The sequence below is a fragment of the Acinetobacter sp. YH12233 genome (assembly GCF_013417725.1).
Taxonomy (GTDB): domain Bacteria; phylum Pseudomonadota; class Gammaproteobacteria; order Pseudomonadales; family Moraxellaceae; genus Acinetobacter.
Map to the genome: position 1 here is coordinate 1 of NZ_VPDK01000030.1, position 19170 is coordinate 19170.

Consider the following 19170-nt stretch of genomic DNA (forward strand, 5'->3'; position numbering starts at 1 on the left):
AAGTGAAGGTAAAGAATGTTGAAGGGTGCAATCTAAATTTTCAGATAAAGTCATAAAAAAATGAGCGTATTTACATACACTCATTTTTACTACATTTTACTAATATTTGCTTAACTGACTGGCATTAACCCTTTGGTGCCTTTTTTTAATTTCAAACTTAAAAATTAAGCTGGAATATCACGTACTGAAGCATTACGAATCGCTTCTTTTAACGCATCATAACCACGAATTGGCGGGAATTGCGGGAATTCAGCAATCACATTTTCAGGCGCATCAAATAGGAAACCATGATCTGCTTCACCTAGCATCGTGGTATCATTATAAGAATCTCCTGCTGCAATCACACGGAAGTTCAAGCCATGTAATGCTTTTACGGCTTGACGTTTTTGGTCCGGCTGACGAAGTTTATAAGCAGTGATCATGCCCTCTTCATCAGTTTCCAGCTTATGACAGAAAATCGTTGGCCAGCCTAGTTGCTTCATTAGAGGATGAGCAAATTCATAGAAAGTGTCAGACAGAATAATCAGCTGAAAATGAGTACTTACCCATTCTACAAATTCCTTGGCGCCTTCAAATGGCCCCATATCCGCAATCACAGCCTGGATATCATTTAGACCCAAACCATGCTGTTTTAAAATATTCAAACGCTGGGTCATCAACACATCATAGTCAGGAATATCACGTGTCGTTGCTTCGAGCTCTTTAATACCTGTTTTTTTAGCAAAATTGATCCAGATTTCTGGAACCAAAACGCCCTCTAGATCTAGACATACGACTTCCATGAAGCATCCCCTCAGTTGTATTGAAAAAATTTTGCCCTATCATAGCTGAAGAAAAAGATTTTGCACTGTTCTTTTTTAAATCTGTTTTTTTCATAAGTATTTATTTTTTAGTGATAAGTAGCTTTGGGCATTTCTATTAAAATAGAATAAATCTGAAATAAATTCATATAGGCCACGTCATTTCCAAGCCTATGCCGCCAGGACTCATATGACCAAAATCCCCACTATTGCTATGGTAGATGCGCTTGCATCTGAATATGCAGATAAATCACCAAGTGAAATTTTAGCGCTTGCTCTCGAGCAGGAAGGCGAAATTGCCATTTCATTTTCTGGTGCAGAAGATGTTGTACTGATTGATATGGCATCTAATTTAGGTAAACCTTTCCGGGTATTTAGCCTGGATACAGGGCGTCTGCATGCTGAGACTTATCAATTTATTGAAAAAGTTCGCCAGCACTATAATATTGATATCGAAATCTGTTTCCCGGAAACAGATGCGATTCAACAACTGACGACTGAAAAAGGTTTGTTCAGTTTCTACCGTGACGGCCATCAGGAATGTTGCGGAATCCGCAAGGTGCAACCTTTACGCAAAAAACTGGCAACTTTAGATGGCTGGATTACCGGTCAGCGTAAAGACCAAAGCCCGGGAACACGTAATGACATTCCAGTGGTTCAATCTGATGAAGGTTTTTCTGGCCCAGGCAAACAGCTGATTAAATATAATCCCCTTGCTAACTGGTCTAGCGCGGATGTGTGGAATTATATCCGAATGATGGAAATTCCATACAACCCACTACATGAAAAAGGTTTTATCTCCATTGGCTGTGAACCTTGTACCCGTCCTGTGCTGCCAAATCAGCATGAACGTGAAGGACGCTGGTGGTGGGAAGAAGCCACCCATAAAGAATGTGGCTTGCATGCCGGGAACTTGAAAAAATAATCTTAAAAAGCCATCCGTTCGTCGGGTGGTTTTTTTGTGAACCAATCGGCTACAGAAAAATCAGTACCTTTATGCGACAAAATCGCTATACTTTGTAATGTGATACCAATAATTCTAACAAGGTTGCTTATACATGAGCAGCTGAAGAAAATGCAGTGAGGCAATCTACGCTATGCGTCCATTACATCCGATTGACTTTATTTTTTTGTCTTTAGAGAAACGGCAGCAGCCTATGCATGTAGGCGGGTTATTTTTGTTTCAAATTCCTGACAATGCACCAGCCTCTTTTATCCGGGATCTGGTGACTGATATTCGCAATTCCAAATCCTCACCGATTCCTCCATTTAATAACTATTTAAACGGTTTATTTTGGGATGAAGATGAAGAGTTTGATTTAGATCATCATTTTCGTCATATTGCCTTACCGAAACCTGGGCGTATCCGCGAGCTGCTGACTTATATTTCCCAAGAACACAGCGCACTGATTGACCGCGCTAAACCTTTATGGACCTGTCATATTATTGAAGGCATTGAAGGCAACCGTTTTGCCATGTACTTCAAGATTCACCATGCGATGGTAGATGGTATTGCAGGCATGCGTCTGGTAGAAAAATCACTTTCCCATGATCCACATGCGAAAAGTATTGTGCCACCTTGGTGTGTAGAAGGTCCACGAGCAAAACGTCTGAAAGCGCCGAAAGTCAGCCGCATGAAGAATGTATTACAGGCGATTAAAGGCCAGCTGGAATGTACGCCACGAGTGGCTTATGAATTATCACAAACCGTACTGAAAGATATGGGGCGTAATCCGGATTATGTGTCCAGCTTTCAAGCACCAAGTTCTATTTTAAATCAGCGCGTCAGTGCTTCACGTCGTTTCGCAGCCCAATCTTTTGAATTCTCACGTTTACGTCATATTTCTAAAGCTTTAGGTGTAACGATTAATGATATCGTGTTAGCGATCTGTTCAGGTGCCTTACGCGAATATTTACTCACACAAAATGCCTTGCCGAAAAAACCATTAATTGCAATGGTGCCCGCTTCTGTACGTAGCGATGACTCCGATGTTTCCAACCGTATTACCATGATTCTGGCGAATCTGGGCACGCATAAGGATGATCCTTTGGAGCGTCTTAAAACGGTACGTCGCAGTGTACTCAGTGCTAAAGAACGCTTTAAGCGCATGAATGCCAATCAGATTCTGAACTATAGTGCTTTTGTCTACGGTCTTGCAGGATTCAATATTGCATCTGGCTTAATGCCAAAACGTCAGGCATTTAACGTGATCATTTCCAATGTCCCTGGTCCTCAGGAACCTCTGTACTGGAATGGCGCACGTTTGGAAGCCTTATATCCGGCTTCGATTGTACTGGATGGACAGGCACTGAATATCACCATGACCAGTTATATGGACAAGCTTGAAGTAGGTCTTACTGCTTGCCGTAATGCTCTACCCAAAATGCAGAATCTATTGACTCATCTTGAAGAAGAAATTCAACGCTTCGAACGGATTGTGGATGGTGAACCCGTCCCAAAGTTGAAAGCGGTCAGTTAGCCGCGGACGAATAAAATCTGGCAATGGACTGCTAAAAAGTGTGTGAGCACTTTTGCCAATCATTTAGTAAAAAATAAAGGGGCAATTTAAGCCCCTTTATTTTATTCTTTTTACAGTTTGAATGAAATTCATACAACCGCAATCTATTTTGGTTTAATTAACTTTTAATAGTACGACATTGTTTCAATAACTGATGGCAGACAGAGCGAATCATAGAAGCTGTAATCTGAACTTCATTCCCGCGTTCATCCACAATATATCCTGCATGCACAGCCTTTGGTTCTAATACGTGTTTCAAGCTTTTATTGATTACAACTTTACTCATACTCATCATAGACTCCTTTTGCTAAGCCTAGAACTGGGAGAAAGGCTTTGGCTAATTTGATGTTTCTAGTATTGTAAATATCAGTAGAGTTGTAAAATTTCAGATGTAACAAGTGTTTAACGATATTCTGTTACAATTTCAGCTGAGAATGATATCGTATTGCTCTTGCGTGTATAAATTTTCGACCTGGAATTTAATTACACGATTAATAAAGTGTTCCAGATCCGCTACAGCTGGGGCTTCTGCAGTCAACAGCCGATCAATCACTGCCGGATGGGCAACAACAGTAAAGCCACTTTGTGATTCATAAGCGCGAGCATAGCGCAGGATTTCCCGAAAAATTTCGTAACACACTGATTCTGCTGTTTTCACATATCCACGTCCCTGACAGGTCGGACAGGACTCGCATAACAAGTGTTCCAAAGACTCACGGGTACGCTTACGCGTCATCTCCACCAACCCCAGTTCAGACACCTGGGTGATCTTGGTTTTGGCATGATCACGTTCCAGCATTTTCACAAACTGGTTCATCACCTCTTCACGGTGCTGGGCTTCCTGCATGTCAATAAAGTCAATGATGATAATACCGCCCAGATTACGCAGACGCAGCTGACGTGCAATCACCTGTGTGGCTTCCATATTGGTTTTAAACACCGTATCTTCCAGCGAGCGACCGCCCACATAAGAACCGGTATTAACATCAATGGTGGTCATGGCTTCAGTCTGGTCAATCATCAGATAACCGCCGGACTTCAGTGCGACACGGGTTTGTAAAGCCTTTTGCAGATCTTCTTCGACATTGTACAAATCGAAAATTGGTCGCTCGCCCGGATAATGTAGCAAACGGTCTTTCATGTTCGGCACGAACTCATCCACAAACTCTTTCAGCTTGCCATGGATTTCGCGTGAATCGATATAGATCTTTTCGGTTTCTTCATTAGCCAGGTCACGAATGACACGCTGTGGCAAAGGCAGTTCTTCAAAGATCAATGAAGGCACTGCGATTACTTTTTGTTTGCGCTGGATGTATTCCCACAGTTTGGCTAAGTAAGCCATATCCTGTGCAATCGCCTCTTCTTCAATGCCATCCGCAGCAGTACGGACAATCACGGAGCCTGGCAACTTGTGTTCTGCCTGAATACGCTCAATGATCGAGCGTAAACGATTGCGTTCATCTTCGGATTCAATCCGCTGCGATACGCCAATATGATTGCCATATGGCATCAGGACCAAATAACGTGAAGGAATAGAAAGATCAGTAGATAGGCGTGCGCCCTTGGTACCGAGCATGTCTTTCATCACCTGAACGGTAAGAATCAGACCCGGCTGCAGCAGTTCGAATACATTCGGCGTTGGCTGGTTACGTGGCCAGACCATGTCATTGATATGCAAAAATGCCGTTCTGGACAGGCCAATATCAACAAAAGCGGCCTGCATGCCCGGCAAGACCCGGACCACTTTTCCTTTATAGATATTCCCGACCAATCCGCGCTTGGCCGTACGCTCGACAAACAGTTCATTCACCGTGCCGTTTTCAATCAACGCCACCCGACATTCCATCGGTGTGACGTTAATCAACAACTCGTCAGACATAACAACACTCAAAACATTATAAGAATTCTTTTTCAGCAGTTAATTTAGTGCCTTAACCGTCTGCAATAACTGTACTGTTTCATATAGTGGCAACCCCACTACATTCGAATAACTACCTTCTATTCTTGGAATATAACGCGCTGCAATTCCCTGTATTGCATAGGCGCCTGCTTTCCCAAGCGGCTCACCTGTTGCCCAGTAACTTTCCATATCATGGCTATTTAGTGGCTGAAATTCAACCTGTGTACGAACTACTATACTGTATTTTTCTTCTTTTGTGCGGACGCACACTCCAGTATACACATCATGCCATCTCCCTGAAATTTTTTCCCACATTTCAAAGGCATGCTGTTTGGATTCAGGTTTCCCCAAAATCTCATTATTCACACCTAAACTGGTATCCGCAGCAATAATAATGGCATCCGGAAACAGCTTGGCCACCGCTTCCGCTTTGACTTGCGCCAGACGTTCGACATAGGCTGCAATGGACTCATTTTCCAGTACAGATTCGTCTACATCTGGGCTACAGATCTCAAAGTTCAGCCCGAGTTGCTGCAAAAGTTCACGGCGTCGGGGTGAGCTGGAAGCGAGGATTAAATGCGCCATTTTCTCAAAAAGTAATAAAGCACTGGCCATATGATGACACTAGTCAGCATGGGAATCCAATGTCGTGCAAATGAGAATTGTACGCCGGTCGAAATCTGGGCAAAGAAGATAATCATCAAATGTGCCAGAATCGCAATTGCCGTAATGACCCATAAATTAGCAAAGGTCAGAATACGGCGCTCACGGGTCAGGAAACGTGCCACAAAAGCAATGATGATAAAGCTAAGTGCATTGAGACCTAAAGGCGCATCAAGCAGTAAATCAATGAAGATCCCGGTAGCAAATGCAAACCAGATTCCACACCAGGTCGGCTGACACAATACCCAGAACAGCATGACCATTAACATAAATAATGGACGCCATCCCGAGGTCTCGTAAGACAGTGGATAGACTGAGAGAACAGAAGCCACAATCACTGAAATAACAATGGCAAATAAAGGATCACGATGTGTTTTAGGTCGCATCTTAGCGATTGACATGCGGTTGCTCCATCGCTAATGAGTCAGAGAACAGCACGACGACATGATGACCACCGGCCAACTGTGCCGCTGGAGTAACATCAATCTGGGCAAATTCTCCTGAATTATGCCGTTTCACATTGGATACTGTTCCCACCAGATAACCTGCCGGAAAATGCTGTCCCAGACCTGAACTGTAAACTTTTTCACCAACTTTGATATTGGCGCTGGTCGGTACATATTCCATTTTCAGGCGTCCCAGATCCCCGGTCCCCGAGACAATGGCACGCATGCCGGTATGTTCCAGACGTACCGACAAGGAGTGTTCTTTATCAGAGAGCAGCATGACCCGGCTACTATGCGGATAGACATCAATAATCTGTCCCATAATTCCCATGTCATCCAGTACGGTCTGACCGACTTTCAGCTTGTTATTGGAACCACGGTTGATCACGATGATATGGCGTAGCGGATCAGCATCGGTACCAATGACCTCAGCAATTTCCATACGTCCATCAAGAATCAGAGGGGTATCTAAAAGACCGCGTAAACGAGTATTTTCTGCAGAAAGTTCTGCAATTTTTTGTAGGCGAACTTGCGCCTGCAATAGCTCAGCCTGCATCGCGGTATTTTCACGACGCAGTTGCGCTTCAGATTTGGTTTGTTGATTCAGCCATTCTCGCGACAGTACCGGATAGCTGGCCACGGCATAAATGGGGTTATAGGCCGCGTACAAGACATCCCTTGCAGGTTGAACAACATGTGGCATGCGCCAGTCAAAGAACAGCACCACCAGACATGTTATCAGTGCAATGATAAAAGAGCGAAAAGATGGCGGTTGTCGAGAAAACAGATGTGCTTGCACCCGCCGAATCCTTGTCTTAGCCTACAAATAACATGTCATGATTTGGATTGTCGAAGAATTCGAGTACCTTACCACCACCACGAGTCACGCAAGACAGTGGATCTTCAGCAACCACAACAGGCAGACCTGTTTCTTTTGCAAGAAGCTTGTCCAGGTTACGCAGCAATGCACCACCACCGGTCAACACGATCCCGCGTTCAGCGATGTCAGAAGACAGTTCAGGAGGTGTTTGTTCCAATGCAGATTTCACCGCAGACACGATGTTTTGTAGTGGATCAGAGATCGCTTGAGTGACTTCATCCGAGTTCACCACAATCGCGCGAGGCACACCTTCAGCCAAGTTACGGCCACGAACTTCAATTTCCAGCGGTTTTGCACCTTCATCTGGAAGTGCCATGCCAACTTCTTTTTTGATCACTTCAGCTGTGGTTTCACCGATCACGCAACCATGTGCCTTACGTACGTAGTTGATGATCTGTTCATCAAATACATCACCGCCAATACGCAGCGAGTCTGCATATACACAGCCCTGCAATGAAATTACTGCAATCTCAGTTGTACCGCCGCCCACATCGACAACCATCGAACCACATGCCTGCTCAACCGGCATGCCTGCACCAATTGCAGCAGCCATCGGTTCTTCAATCAGACGTACTTCACGTGCACCCGCATTATAAACTGCTTCACGGATCGCACGGCGTTCAACCAGTGTCGATTTACATGGCACGCAAACCACCACGCGTGGCGCTGGCGGGAATAAACGTTTTTCGTGTACCTTACCAATGAACTGATTTAACATGGTTTCGGTCACTTCGAAATCCGCAATCACGCCGTCTTTCATCGGACGGATTGCAGAAATATTTGCTGGGGTACGACCAAGCATTTGTTTCGCGTCAAGACCTACGGCAGCAACAATTTTATGTGAACCACTGTGACGGATGGCTACAACCGTCGGTTCATTTAATATAATGCCTCGTCCTGGCGCATAAATAAGTGTATTTGCAGTACCTAAATCAATAGCGAGATCTGGCGAAAACAAGCCTATTAGTCGTTTTAGAATCACGGGGACGTTCTCAGTTAAACTTTATATGGACGCAAGGTGGCCACTTTAACTAAATGTGATGATTTGGACAAGTCAATCGCTTATCATAACGCATGATAATTTGAATTTTTTTAATACTGATTAGGTAATATTATGTCTACATCGGATGCACAGTCTTCTGCAGATTTAAATGCAGAAACAGTTTCAGCTATTGCCAACCTCGCAAGGTTATCTCTTAATGATACGCAATCTGCTGAATATGCTCAAAGTTTAAATAAAATTTTAGGCATGATGGAAACCCTGAAAGGCATCGATACTGACGGTGTTGAACCACTGAAAAGCCCTTTCGACCACCCACAGCCTTTACGTGAAGATGTCGTGTCGGAAAGCAATCATCGTGAGGAATACCAAGCAGTTGCACCTGCTGTACAGGACGGTTTGTATCTCGTCCCACGCGTGATTGAGTAATTACTACCCAGTTCATTCTTTTTATTAAATTAAACGTAAAGAATTATTTCTCATGACAGATTTACACCGCTTATCCATTCGTGAACTGACTGAAGGTTTGGCAAATGCTCAATTTTCATCCCGCGAATTGACTCAACACTATTTAAAACGCATCGAAAAAATTGATGCACAGGTCAAAGCTTATGTGACCGTGACTGCTGAACAGGCATTGGCTCAAGCTGATGCTGCTGATGCTGCAATCAAAGCCGGCAATGCGACTGCCCTGACTGGTGTGCCCATTGCACATAAAGATATTTTCTGTACCCAAGGCATTAAAACCACAGCTGGTTCTAAAATGCTGGACAATTTTATCTCTCCTTACGACGCGACCGTTGTAGCGAAAGGTAAAGCTGCGGGCTTAGTCACACTTGGTAAAGTGAACATGGACGAATTCGCCATGGGTTCTACTTCCGAGTCTTCTTACTTTGGTGCGACCAAAAACCCTTGGGCACTAGATCACGTTCCGGGCGGTTCTTCAGGTGGTTCTGCTGCGGTTGTCGCTGCGGATCTGGCACCATTTGCAACCGGTACGGATACTGGTGGTTCAATCCGTCAGCCAGCATCTTTCTGTGGTCTGACTGGTCTGAAACCGACTTATGGCCGTGTATCACGTTTCGGTATGATCGCTTACGCATCATCTTTGGATCAAGGTGGTCCAATGGCACGTTCAGCTGAAGACTGTGCTTACCTCATGAATGTCATGGCCGGTCATGATGCCAAAGATTCAACATCAATGGACAAAGATGTTGATGACTACGTTGCCAACCTGAACGGTACTTCTGTGAAAGGTCTGCGCATTGGTATTCCAAAACAGTACTTCAATGTTGAAGGTCTGGATGCAGACGTGAAAGCACGTGTTGAAGAATCACTGAAAAAACTGGAAGAAATGGGTGCAACTCTGGTTGAGATTGATCTCAACATGACAGAAGCTTATGTTCCAACTTACTATCTGATCGCACCGGCTGAAGCATCTTCTAACCTGTCTCGTTATGACGGCGTACGTTATGGCTACCGTTGTGAAGAGCCAAAAGATCTTCTCGACCTTTACAAACGTTCCCGTTCAGAAGGGTTCGGTGCTGAAGTTCAGCGTCGTATCCTGATCGGTACTTATGCTCTGTCTGCTGGTTATTACGATGCTTATTATGTGAAAGCACAAAAAGTACGTCGTTTAATCCAGCAAGATTTCTTAAAAGCATTTGAATCTGTAGATGTCATCGCTGCGCCTTCTGCACCGACTACTGCATACCGTATCGGTGCAAACCTGTCTCCGGTTGAAATGTACCTAGGTGACATCTATACCATCGCGGTAAACCTTGCAGGTCTTCCTGCGATTAACGCGCCTGTTGGTTTTGACAAAGACAACTTACCAGTTGGCTTACAGTTGATTGGTAATTACTGGTCAGAATCTCAATTGTTGTCTGTGGTACATCAGTATCAACAAGCAACGGATTGGCATACTAAACGCGCTGCAATTGCTGAGGAGAATGCATAATGGCTAAAAACGCTGCTAAACCAAAATCTAACCTGATTGACGGTTGGGAAGTCGTTATTGGTATCGAGATTCACACTCAGCTTGCGACTAAATCTAAAATCTTCTCTGGTTCATCCACTGAATTTGGTAATGATCCAAATACTCAGGCGAGCCTTGTAGACCTTGCGATGCCGGGTGTATTGCCAGTGCTGAACAAAGAAGTCGTTGATCTTGCGATTCGTTTTGGTCTGGGGATCGATGCATATATCGATCAGGCTTCTGTATTTGCACGTAAAAACTACTTCTATCCGGATTCTCCTAAAGGCTATCAGATCAGCCAGATGGACAATCCGATTGTGGGATTGGGTCATATCGACATCCAGCTTGAAGATGGCACGGTAAAACGCATTGGCGTGACTCGTGCGCACCTTGAGGAAGATGCAGGTAAATCAATCCATGACCAGTTTGAAGGCATGTCAGGCATCGACTTGAACCGTGCCGGTACGCCGCTTCTAGAAATCGTATCTGAACCGGATATGCGTTCTGTTGAAGAAGCAGTTGCTTACATCAAAGCGATTCACACGCTGGTACGCTGGTTAGGTATTTCTGACGGTAACATGGCAGAAGGTTCGTTCCGTGCCGACTGTAACGTGTCTTTACGTCGTCCGGGTCAACCATTCGGTACACGTTGTGAGCTTAAAAACCTGAACTCATTCCGTTTCATTGAACAAGCGATCAATGTCGAAATTGAACGTCAAATGGAAATTCTGGAATGGGATGGCACAATCGACCAAGAAACTCGTCTGTTCGACCCTGTGAAGATGGAAACCCGTTCAATGCGTTCTAAAGAAGAAGCAAACGATTACCGCTACTTCCCTGATCCAGACTTGTTGCCTGTGGTGATTCCAGATGCGCAAATCGAAGCGATTAAAGCGCAAATGCCTGAGCTTCCTGCTGCTCGTCGTGCGCGTTTCGTGGCTGACTTCGGTGTGACTGAGTATGATGCTCACGTACTGACACTGACTCGTGAAATGTCAGAGTTCTACGAAGAAGTCGTTAAGGCTGCTGGCGGTGCTGCGCAAGGTAAGATTGCTGCAAACTGGGTAATGGGTGAATTCTCAGGTGCCTTGAACAAAGCAGGCTTAGAGCTTGCGGACTCTCCTGTAACAGCAGAAAAACTTGGTGGCATGATTGCACGTATTGTGGACAACACGATTAACGGTAAGATCGCGAAACAAGTGTTCGGCTTTATGTGGGAAGAAGGCAAAACTGCGGACGAGATTATTGCTGAAAAAGGCTTGAAACAGGAAACTGATACAGGCGCAATTGAAGCGATTATTAAGGAAGTGCTTGCTGCCAACGAGAAGATGGTTGAAGAGTATAAGTCTGGTAAAGAGAAAGCCTTTAACGGTCTTGTTGGTCAAGTCATGAAAGCTGCGAAAGGTAAAGCCAACCCTGCGCAAGTGAATGAATTGATGAAGAAATTGATTGGTTAAGCTGATCTTTCTTTAAAAAAACCCGCTTTAAAGCGGGTTTTTTCTGTATTCACCAGGAAAATTAGGAGCAATTTTTTTAACTAAATTTTCATCAAAATGGTAAATATTCGGTGTTAAGTCTTCTCCAAATCCATCTTGAATAGCAAGTGGTGAAAAAATGTTGTCAATACCATATTTGCAAATTAGTGTGCCATTTAATTTCAAAAGTTTTTTTCCTAATTCAGGTCTAAAACAAATGTTTAGTTTTTTTCTATCTTGTACTGATGGATATTCCCAAGCATCTTGAATTTCTTCTGGCGGTAAATCAAAAAAATGCTTCGCTATTAATTCAGATGTTCTATAAAAATGTTCTATACCAGTACCAACTGGTTTACAAAACTCTTCTGCTAAAAAATCTTCAATTTCTATTAGCCTTAAATCATCATTAAAACTTGTCCCAATGCAAACAGCTTTAATAGGTTTAATATTTTCATAAATCATTAAACAGAAAAAATCATTTTCCTTTAAACGAGTTTCAACTATTGCTGTTTCAATGTCAAAAGCTGTATATAATAAACTTTCTTTTGGTTTATTTAACCTTTGATATGAGTTAATTAAATCTTGGGGAGCATTCCAAAAATCATTTACAGATTTCAATTCTGAGATATTAGGTTGTAAAAGCTTCCTAATTCTATAAAAATAACTTCCTACAGGATAAGTACGAAAATGAGGCTGTAATATAAAATGATTATCTATTTCAAGAACTTTATATATTTCTTCCATTAACTCTTTATCAGAAAGCTTATGCCTAGGTAAAGATCTAAAATTTCTAATCTTAGCCTTAAGTTCTTTTAAATCTATCTTATCTAAGTATTTATTAACATCTGATTTTATCAGATCTAAATTATTAACCATTATCCATCCTATATTTTAATTGAAATAGTCTTTATCTTTTATGATATTATAAGTATCACTTTAAGAAGAAGTAAAACATCTAAACTCTGATATATAATCAATCAAAAAGTTCACATTAGAAACAACATAACTATCAAAAAGTTTCCTCTATCATCAAACTCGAAGACTTAGGAAGTATCCAACTTTCACAGTCATTCTTTATGCGTGATTTCGGAATCCCTCTCCTTGCGAAGCTCCGCTTCTCACCTTTAAAAAGGGAGACTTTGTCATGTGATCAATTTGATACGCGGCGTTCCCTCTCCTGAGCGAGTTTTAAAGCATTGCTTTTAAAACGAATCGCAAGAAAGGATGAGGGCTAGGGAGAGGATTTAAAACATGCTATAAAATCAAAAACAAACCGAAGAAAAATAAAAACATGTCAAATCACATTATCTTACTCAGCATTATCCTGATCATTCTTGTGTTCATCATTGGCGCATATCAGTCAAGACGACGCAAACCCATCAAACCACGGAGGCACACAGCCAGAGAAAGCAAACTGGCCAACCTTGCAGATGGTATTGAGCTAATTTTCACGCCCATTTTTTGGATTATTAAACTCATGATCGGGATATTCAAATCATAAAGCGGTTGTTAACGATTTTTTTGAATTTGATCATAAAATCGTGTCTGTCCCATATTGAAAATCACTCAACAGGAATACAATCTGCACATTCTCCCATCCCGCCCTTACCATGTCGAAAAACCTCGCTACGCTGATTGGCTTAAGTGCCATTTTACAGTGGTCATCTATCGTGGGATTACTCAAAAAAATCAGTTTTAGTATTGGACCTGATCTGGCTGTACTTATGATGTATAGCTTAAGCACCCTGCTCTTACTGGCTGTTTTTGGCGTTCCCAAACTCAAAACCATACCCAAGTTTTATCTGCTCAGTGCAGCTGCATTATTTCTGGTATATGAAATCTGCTTTGCCTATGCCGTAGCACTCGCACAAACTGCACAGCAAGCCATTGAAATTAGTCTGGTGAATTATCTGTGGCCCAGTATGACCATCGCCATGCTGATTTTATTTCATGAACTAAAATTTCATAGCTTGGTGGTGGTTGGGCTCAGTATTAGTCTGGCAGGTATTTTTTATATCCAGACGGGCAACGGAGATATTCATTTAGCAACCGTCATTCACAATATACAAGCCAATCCAACCAGTTACATATTGGCATTCATTGGGGCAAGTTTATGGTCGTTATATTGTGTATTTACCAAAAAATATAGCCAAGGACATAATCCGATCGTGTTCTTTTTCGCGATGGTAAGTGTGGTTCTCTGGAGCAAGACCCTGCTGTTAGATCACGAACAACTGCCACAACTTCTTAATATTGACTTGAATATTATGCTGTATATGTTGCTGGTTTCGATCGTGACTGGATTAGGTTATGCCGCGTGGAATATCGGAATTAACCAAGGCAATATCGCAATGCTGGTCGCATTGTCTTATTTTAGCCCCATTTTTTCGTCTATTATTTCGATGTGGGTGCTGAATACCAGTCTGTCCCACACCTTTTGGATCGGCACAATGATGGTCACCTTAGGTTCATTTATTTGCTGGCTGTCGACCAACTGGAATGATATTCGAGACCGACTGTTTCCAAGCAAGCTCTATAAAACTTAAACCACATTTTTGCGGTTTAAGTTTGGCTGCATCTGCAATCTATTAACGGGTGATGCCTAGTTTATTCCACACGTCAGGGGTCAAGAAAGTCGTGACCAGTTTGCTCATGTCGATATATTTGAGTACACCATTCAGCTGACTTTTGATTTCGGGATTTTTGAGAATTTCCTCACCTGTGACCTGCCCAAGCTCCTGGAAACTTTCACCCACTGCTTGTACCCCTTCAGCCTGAATGACCGCTTTGGTTTGGGTTGGACATTGCTCAACCAGAATCCGCTGTAAAACCGTCACTAAATTTCTGTCAAGTGTTTCCTTTTGAGTTGCAGTTACATTGCTAAAAGCTTTTAGATCGGGATGATTGCCCAATGCCACGAAAGTCCATTGCAAGACTGTGGTTTTATCGGTGGCCGTCGTGGATTTCATTAAACAGTCACTGAGCTGATCAACTGTTGGACCGGCTGTCGCAATCTGAGTTGCACCCAGCAATGCTGTAGTCATAAAGACTGCCCGAAGACCCGATAAAGCTTTGAATCCCATATTCCTTTCCTTTTTCACCCGTTCAAACTGCTTGAACAATGCAGTTTCTTTGTAGCATGTAAAAGGCTGGAAAACCTGTAGAACTCTGTAACCTGAGAGATAAAAAAAAGTCCCGACATCAGTCAGGACTTTTGGAATCGAATGAGGAAATCAGACTTACCAGATTTTTACCCGTTTATCTTCTTCCAGATACATTGGATCTTCTTGCTTGACGCTAAAGGCTTCATAGAAAGGTTTCTGGTTAAGTAAGGTCGCACGGCCACGAATGGCTGCTGGTGAATGCGGGTCTGTTTTTAACAGCTGTAATGCCAGTTCCGGACGAACTTTGGCACGCCATGCCTGCGTCCAGCCAATATAGAAACGCTGATCTCCGGTATATCCATCAATCACCGGAGCAGGCTTGCCATTTAGTGAAAGCTTATAAGCTTCATAGGCAATTGCCAGACCTGAGTTATCGGCAATATTTTCACCTAAGGTCAGCTCACCGTTGACGTGATAGCCCGGTATCGCTTCATAAGCATTATATTGCTCGACCAGAGCTTTGGTTTTTTCCTTGAACTTTTTATCGTCTTCTTCGGTCCACCAGTTTTTCATGTTGCCATCTGCATCAAAGCGGCTGCCCTGATCATCAAAGCCATGACTGATTTCATGCCCGATTACTGCCCCAATTGCGCCATAGTTCACGGCATCATCAGCATTCATATCAAAGAATGGCGGCTGTAAAATCGCAGCAGGGAAAACAATTTCATTGCCCATCGGGTTGTAGTAAGCATTTACCGTTTGCGGCAGCATATGCCATTCTTCACGATCAACCGGTTTCCCCAACTTATCCAGCGCAATGTCATAATTGAAACTGTTGGTACGACGCAGATTACCAATCAGGTCGCCATCTTTAATTTCCAGCTTGCTATAGTCACGCCATTTATTTGGATAGCCAATTTTTACTCTAAAGCTTTTCAGCTTACGGTGTGCCTGTGCTTTGGTTTCTGCACCCATCCAGTCCAGTTTTTCTAGATTCTGTTCAAATGCCAGCAACAGGTTTTCTACCAGTTTTTCCATACGCTGTTTCTGTTCAGGCTGGAAATGTTTTGCGACATAGACTTGTGCCAGACTTTCACCGAGTACGGCATTAGTCATATCAACCCCACGTTTCCAGCGTGCCCGTTGCTCGGTCACACCGCGTAAGGTTTTGCTGTACATTTCAAAGTTTGCATCAGCAAATTCCTGGCTTAAGTAAGGTGCAGCGCCATCAATCAGATGGAATTTGAAATAGGTTTGCCATACATCGAGGGGTGTGCTGCTTAAAATCTTGTTTAAATCTTCAAAATAACTTTTTTGCGCCACAATCACGGTTTTGGTTTTTTTATCTAAACCCGTCGCTTTAAAATAGGTTTTCCAGTCAAATTCTGGCACCAGGCTTTTGACGTCTTTTAATGTATAGACGTTATACATTTTTTCGAGATTACGGTTCTGCACATTATCCCACTGAATTTTGGCAATTTCAGTTTCTAAGTTCAGGATAGATTGTGCATGTGCAGCCGCATCTGCTTCTGTTTCACCCGATAGCGTCAACAGCTTAGCAATATGTTTAACATAAGTTTCACGGGCACTTTTCAGTTTTTCATCGTCTTTTAAATAGTAGTCACGATCCGGTAAACCTAAACCACTTTGACCCAAAAACACCGCCATTTGATCAGACTTTTTCAAGTCAGGAATCACGCCAAATTCAAAAGGTGTACTGACACGGTTTTTTGCATAGTCTGCAAGCAACAAAGTGAAATCTTTTTTGCTTTTCATGGCATCAATTTTGGCGATATCTGCTTTTAGCGGCTGGATACCTTTTGCATTTAAAGTTTCCGTGTCCATAAAGCTGGCATATAAGCTCCCCACTTTCTGCTCATTGCTGCCATAATCCGATTTGGTTTTCGCCAGCTCTTCTACAATGTCATGTAATTGCTGGGTCGAGTTTTCACGCAAAATCGTGAATGCGCCCCAGTTTGGCATATCAGCCGGGATTTCCTCATGCTCTAACCAGTGCCCATTTACATGCTGATAGAAGTCCTGTTGTGGTGCGATTTTTTTATCAAAATGTTGAAGATGAATCCCCGAGCCAAGTGCTGCAATAGCGGTTTGATCTGAAGCATAATTTGCAGAGGAAACGGCTAATAAAGCACTTACCAATGCGGTTTTTAGAAAAATTTTCAAAGCTTGCTATCCTCGCGCTTCATTGCGCAGTTGAATTTATCAATGCGTGTTGACCTGATAATCAAACACTTAAATCTTTATAAGCAGCATATATGCCAATTTTTAAACTGTTCTTGACTCTGCATGCTGGTCATTTAGATAAAAAAATAGGCCAGTTTCTTTTCAGATAAACAGACCTGTTTTTTAAAACCTGTTACCAGATGGAGATTCGTTTTTCAGGTGATAAATACATCTTGTCCCCTTCTTTAATCTCAAAAGCTTCATAGAAACTTTGCTGATTGCGGACGACGCCATTGCCACGTACATGACCTGGCGCGTGGCTGGCAATATTTAGGCTATTTAACAGATATTCAGGATTACTTTTGCTACGCCAGACTTGTGCCCAGCCTATATAAAAACGCTGATCTCCACTAAAGCCATCAATGACGGGTGCTGTCTGACCCTTGAGCGATAAGCGGTAAGCCATATGAGCAATCCCTAAGCCCAGGTTGTCAGAGATATTTTCACTTTTATTTAATTCCGCATTCACCTTATGCCCTGGCAGAGCTTCGTATTGTTTATATTGCTCGACTAAGGCTTTGGTGCGCTCATTGAACTTTTTACGGTCGTGCTCGTTCCAGGTTTCTTCACCCTTGCCTTTGGCATCAAAGCGGCTTCCTCTATCGTCAAAACCATGGCTAATTTCATGTGCGATAACAGCCCCTATGGCACCATAATTCACTGCAGGATCATGACTATCATCATAATAAAATGGCGCCTGCCAAATGGCCGCAGGTAATACGATTTCATTCAGCTTGACATTATAGTAAGCATTGGCTGTTTGTGGCGACATGTGCCAGGCTTCTGGATCGATCGGTTCTCCCACCTTATCCAGTTCACGCTGGTAATTGAACAGCCGGGTCCGCTGGATATTCCCAATCAGATCATCCTTACGAATCTTTAGGGCTGAATAATCCCGCCATGCTTTCGGATAGCCGATTTTGATATTGATGCTATCTAGCTTATGCCGTACTTGTTTTTTAGTGTCCGAACCCATCCAGTCAGCTTGGTCCAGTTTCAGATGAAAGGCTTTACGGACGTTTTCCACCATTTCCAGCATGGCCGGGCGCTGGCTTTCATTAAAGTGCTTTTCTACATAGAGCTTGCCAAGCACATTGCCTAAAATACCGTTAGTTAGCTCCAAGGCAGACTCATTCCGTGGAGAACGTGCTTGTACACCCTCTAGTGTTTTGTCATAAAATTCAAAATGATGGTTTTGAAAAACTTCTGTTAAAAATGGCGAATAACTATTGATCAGATTGAATTTCAAATAGGTTTGCCAGGTTTCAATTGGAACAACCTTCCATAACTGATCCAGCTGACGCAAATAATTAATCTGCGAGATCGCAACCTCTTTTCTTGCACCTTTTAAGCCCAGTTCTGAGAAATAATTCATCCAGTCAAAAGAAGGCATATAGTTAATAATATTTTTAGTTTCAACGAGATAGGTTCTCACCTCATCATTGCGCAGCTCCACAGCGGACCAGCTAATTTTTGCCAGTGCCTTTTCCAAAGCCAGGATAGTGCGAGCATCTTCAATCGGCTTAGGCTGACCGGCAAAATTCAGGGTATTGGCGATATAAAGCAGATAAGTATTGCGAATTTCCTGTTGTCGAGGCTGCTCACTCAGGTAAAAATCACGATCAGGCATTCCCAAACCACCTTGCCCTACATACATCATCGCCTTGGAAGAAGCTTTACGGTCCTGATAAAAACGGGTAGAGAATGGCAAATTCAGATTGATTTTTTCCGCATAGGCAAAAAATTCTGCCAGATCTTTTTTGGTCTTGATACTTTCAATCCGCTGCAGGTCTTGTTGCAATGCCTCAAGTCCGAGCTGTTCTAGCCGATCGGTATCCATATAACTGGCATAAAGATCCGCGACCTTTTGTTCATTGCTACCTTGCGGATGCTGTTTTTTGGCCAGCTCATTAAAAATGCCAAATAACTGCTGGGTTGATCTCATACTCACTTCAGCAAATGCACCCGACAATGCCTGATCTTCTGGAATCTTTGCGGTTTTCAGCCAGTTTCCATTCACGAATTGATAAAAATCCTGCTTTGGATCAACCGTCCGATCAATCGCATTCAGATCAATTGCCGATTTTAATGAAGTTGTACTCACTGCATAACTCACAGACGAATGTAGAAATGCACCCACAAGAATCAAATGACTTAAAAT

At 42.9% G+C, this 19170-nt stretch carries 17 protein-coding genes; 6 read left to right on the top strand and 11 right to left on the bottom strand.

The features are described from left to right. Positions 1 to 164: 164 nt before the first annotated feature. Entirely contained in the window at positions 165 to 782 is a 618-nt protein-coding gene (thrH, locus tag FTV12_RS12205) for a bifunctional phosphoserine phosphatase/homoserine phosphotransferase ThrH (RefSeq protein ID WP_179993412.1), read from the bottom strand. Positions 783 to 990: 208 nt separating this feature from the next. Between thrH and FTV12_RS12210 the strand changes: the two genes are divergently transcribed. After that, positions 991 to 1725, top strand: a complete 735-nt coding sequence (locus FTV12_RS12210) for a phosphoadenylyl-sulfate reductase (RefSeq protein WP_034703384.1) — start codon at positions 991 to 993, stop codon at positions 1723 to 1725. Between the two features lie 172 nt (positions 1726 to 1897). After that, positions 1898 to 3280, top strand: a complete 1383-nt coding sequence (locus tag FTV12_RS12215) for a wax ester/triacylglycerol synthase family O-acyltransferase (RefSeq protein WP_004783088.1) — start codon at positions 1898 to 1900, stop codon at positions 3278 to 3280. 157 nt (positions 3281 to 3437) lie between these two features. Here FTV12_RS12215 and FTV12_RS12220 read toward each other — a convergent pair whose 3' ends face one another. The 6 genes from FTV12_RS12220 to FTV12_RS12245 form a co-directional block, all read right to left on the bottom strand. Then, complete coding sequence (locus tag FTV12_RS12220) at positions 3438 to 3611, bottom strand: PA1571 family protein (protein WP_004783090.1); 174 nt, start codon at positions 3609 to 3611, stop codon at positions 3438 to 3440. A 132-nt stretch (positions 3612 to 3743) separates the two neighbouring features. Then, on the bottom strand, positions 3744 to 5198 hold the full coding sequence (gene rng, locus FTV12_RS12225; RefSeq protein WP_005234484.1) for a ribonuclease G: 1455 nt from the start codon (positions 5196 to 5198) through the stop codon (positions 3744 to 3746). A gap of 39 nt (positions 5199 to 5237) precedes the next feature. After that, the gene (locus tag FTV12_RS12230) at positions 5238 to 5804 is read right to left on the bottom strand and encodes a Maf-like protein (protein ID WP_179993411.1); all 567 of its coding nucleotides are present in this window, start codon (positions 5802 to 5804) and stop codon (positions 5238 to 5240) included. Beyond that, on the bottom strand, positions 5792 to 6283 hold the full coding sequence (mreD, locus tag FTV12_RS12235; protein WP_166139624.1) for a rod shape-determining protein MreD: 492 nt from the start codon (positions 6281 to 6283) through the stop codon (positions 5792 to 5794). Before mreD ends, FTV12_RS12230 begins: the two co-directional genes overlap by 13 nt. Further along, positions 6270 to 7127 (bottom strand): rod shape-determining protein MreC, encoded by an 858-nt coding sequence (gene mreC / locus FTV12_RS12240; RefSeq protein WP_166139623.1) that lies wholly within the window; start codon positions 7125 to 7127, stop codon positions 6270 to 6272. The genes mreD and mreC overlap by 14 nt, the downstream gene beginning before the upstream one ends. A gap of 16 nt (positions 7128 to 7143) precedes the next feature. Continuing rightward, the gene (locus FTV12_RS12245) at positions 7144 to 8190 is read right to left on the bottom strand and encodes a rod shape-determining protein (protein WP_005234480.1); all 1047 of its coding nucleotides are present in this window, start codon (positions 8188 to 8190) and stop codon (positions 7144 to 7146) included. 132 nt (positions 8191 to 8322) lie between these two features. Between FTV12_RS12245 and gatC the strand changes: the two genes are divergently transcribed. Genes gatC through gatB form a run of 3 tightly spaced genes read left to right on the top strand, consistent with a single transcriptional unit; the run spans position 8323 to position 11643 of the window. Beyond that, positions 8323 to 8637, top strand: a complete 315-nt coding sequence (gatC, locus tag FTV12_RS12250; RefSeq protein WP_005234479.1) for an Asp-tRNA(Asn)/Glu-tRNA(Gln) amidotransferase subunit GatC — start codon at positions 8323 to 8325, stop codon at positions 8635 to 8637. 52 nt (positions 8638 to 8689) lie between these two features. Beyond that, entirely contained in the window at positions 8690 to 10168 is a 1479-nt protein-coding gene (gene gatA / locus FTV12_RS12255; RefSeq protein ID WP_004783101.1) for an Asp-tRNA(Asn)/Glu-tRNA(Gln) amidotransferase subunit GatA, read from the top strand. Further along, positions 10168 to 11643 carry an Asp-tRNA(Asn)/Glu-tRNA(Gln) amidotransferase subunit GatB gene (gene gatB, locus FTV12_RS12260; protein ID WP_180034138.1) on the top strand — a complete coding sequence of 492 codons (1476 nt, stop codon included), beginning with the start codon at positions 10168 to 10170 and terminating at the stop codon, positions 11641 to 11643. The genes gatA and gatB overlap by 1 nt, the downstream gene beginning before the upstream one ends. 27 nt (positions 11644 to 11670) lie before the next feature. On the opposite strand, the gene FTV12_RS12265 is transcribed toward gatB, so the two are convergent. After that, entirely contained in the window at positions 11671 to 12537 is an 867-nt protein-coding gene (locus FTV12_RS12265; protein WP_180034139.1) for an RES domain-containing protein, read from the bottom strand. 734 nt (positions 12538 to 13271) lie between these two features. On the opposite strand from FTV12_RS12265, the gene yddG reads away from it, so the two are divergent. Beyond that, positions 13272 to 14207 carry an aromatic amino acid DMT transporter YddG gene (gene yddG / locus FTV12_RS12270; protein ID WP_180034140.1) on the top strand — a complete coding sequence of 312 codons (936 nt, stop codon included), beginning with the start codon at positions 13272 to 13274 and terminating at the stop codon, positions 14205 to 14207. Positions 14208 to 14249: 42 nt separating this feature from the next. Here yddG and FTV12_RS12275 read toward each other — a convergent pair whose 3' ends face one another. The 3 genes from FTV12_RS12275 to FTV12_RS12285 all read right to left on the bottom strand — a co-directional run bounded on the left by FTV12_RS12275 (position 14250) and on the right by FTV12_RS12285 (position 19113). Further along, a complete protein-coding gene (locus FTV12_RS12275) occupies positions 14250 to 14744 on the bottom strand; it encodes a hypothetical protein (protein ID WP_180034141.1) in 495 nt (164 codons plus the stop codon). 156 nt (positions 14745 to 14900) lie between these two features. Further along, positions 14901 to 16949, bottom strand: a complete 2049-nt coding sequence (locus tag FTV12_RS12280; protein WP_179993174.1) for a M13 family metallopeptidase — start codon at positions 16947 to 16949, stop codon at positions 14901 to 14903. Positions 16950 to 17142: 193 nt separating this feature from the next. Further along, entirely contained in the window at positions 17143 to 19113 is a 1971-nt protein-coding gene (locus FTV12_RS12285) for a M13 family metallopeptidase (protein WP_373687230.1), read from the bottom strand. Between the last annotated feature and the right edge of the window lie 57 nt (positions 19114 to 19170).

Coding starts and splice junctions, on each gene's coding strand:
- FTV12_RS12220 (WP_004783090.1), bottom strand. CDS start 3,611: ATGAGTATGAGTAAAGTTGTAATCAATAAAAGCTTGAAACACGTATTA.
- rng (WP_005234484.1), bottom strand. CDS start 5,198: ATGTCTGACGAGTTGTTGATTAACGTCACACCGATGGAATGTCGGGTG.
- yddG (WP_180034140.1), top strand. CDS start 13,272: ATGTCGAAAAACCTCGCTACGCTGATTGGCTTAAGTGCCATTTTACAG.
- gatB (WP_180034138.1), top strand. CDS start 10,168: ATGGCTAAAAACGCTGCTAAACCAAAATCTAACCTGATTGACGGTTGG.
- FTV12_RS12230 (WP_179993411.1), bottom strand. CDS start 5,804: ATGGCGCATTTAATCCTCGCTTCCAGCTCACCCCGACGCCGTGAACTT.
- gatC (WP_005234479.1), top strand. CDS start 8,323: ATGTCTACATCGGATGCACAGTCTTCTGCAGATTTAAATGCAGAAACA.
- FTV12_RS12265 (WP_180034139.1), bottom strand. CDS start 12,537: ATGGTTAATAATTTAGATCTGATAAAATCAGATGTTAATAAATACTTA.
- mreD (WP_166139624.1), bottom strand. CDS start 6,283: ATGTCAATCGCTAAGATGCGACCTAAAACACATCGTGATCCTTTATTT.
- FTV12_RS12275 (WP_180034141.1), bottom strand. CDS start 14,744: ATGGGATTCAAAGCTTTATCGGGTCTTCGGGCAGTCTTTATGACTACA.
- FTV12_RS12215 (WP_004783088.1), top strand. CDS start 1,898: ATGCGTCCATTACATCCGATTGACTTTATTTTTTTGTCTTTAGAGAAA.
- gatA (WP_004783101.1), top strand. CDS start 8,690: ATGACAGATTTACACCGCTTATCCATTCGTGAACTGACTGAAGGTTTG.
- FTV12_RS12210 (WP_034703384.1), top strand. CDS start 991: ATGACCAAAATCCCCACTATTGCTATGGTAGATGCGCTTGCATCTGAA.
- thrH (WP_179993412.1), bottom strand. CDS start 782: ATGGAAGTCGTATGTCTAGATCTAGAGGGCGTTTTGGTTCCAGAAATC.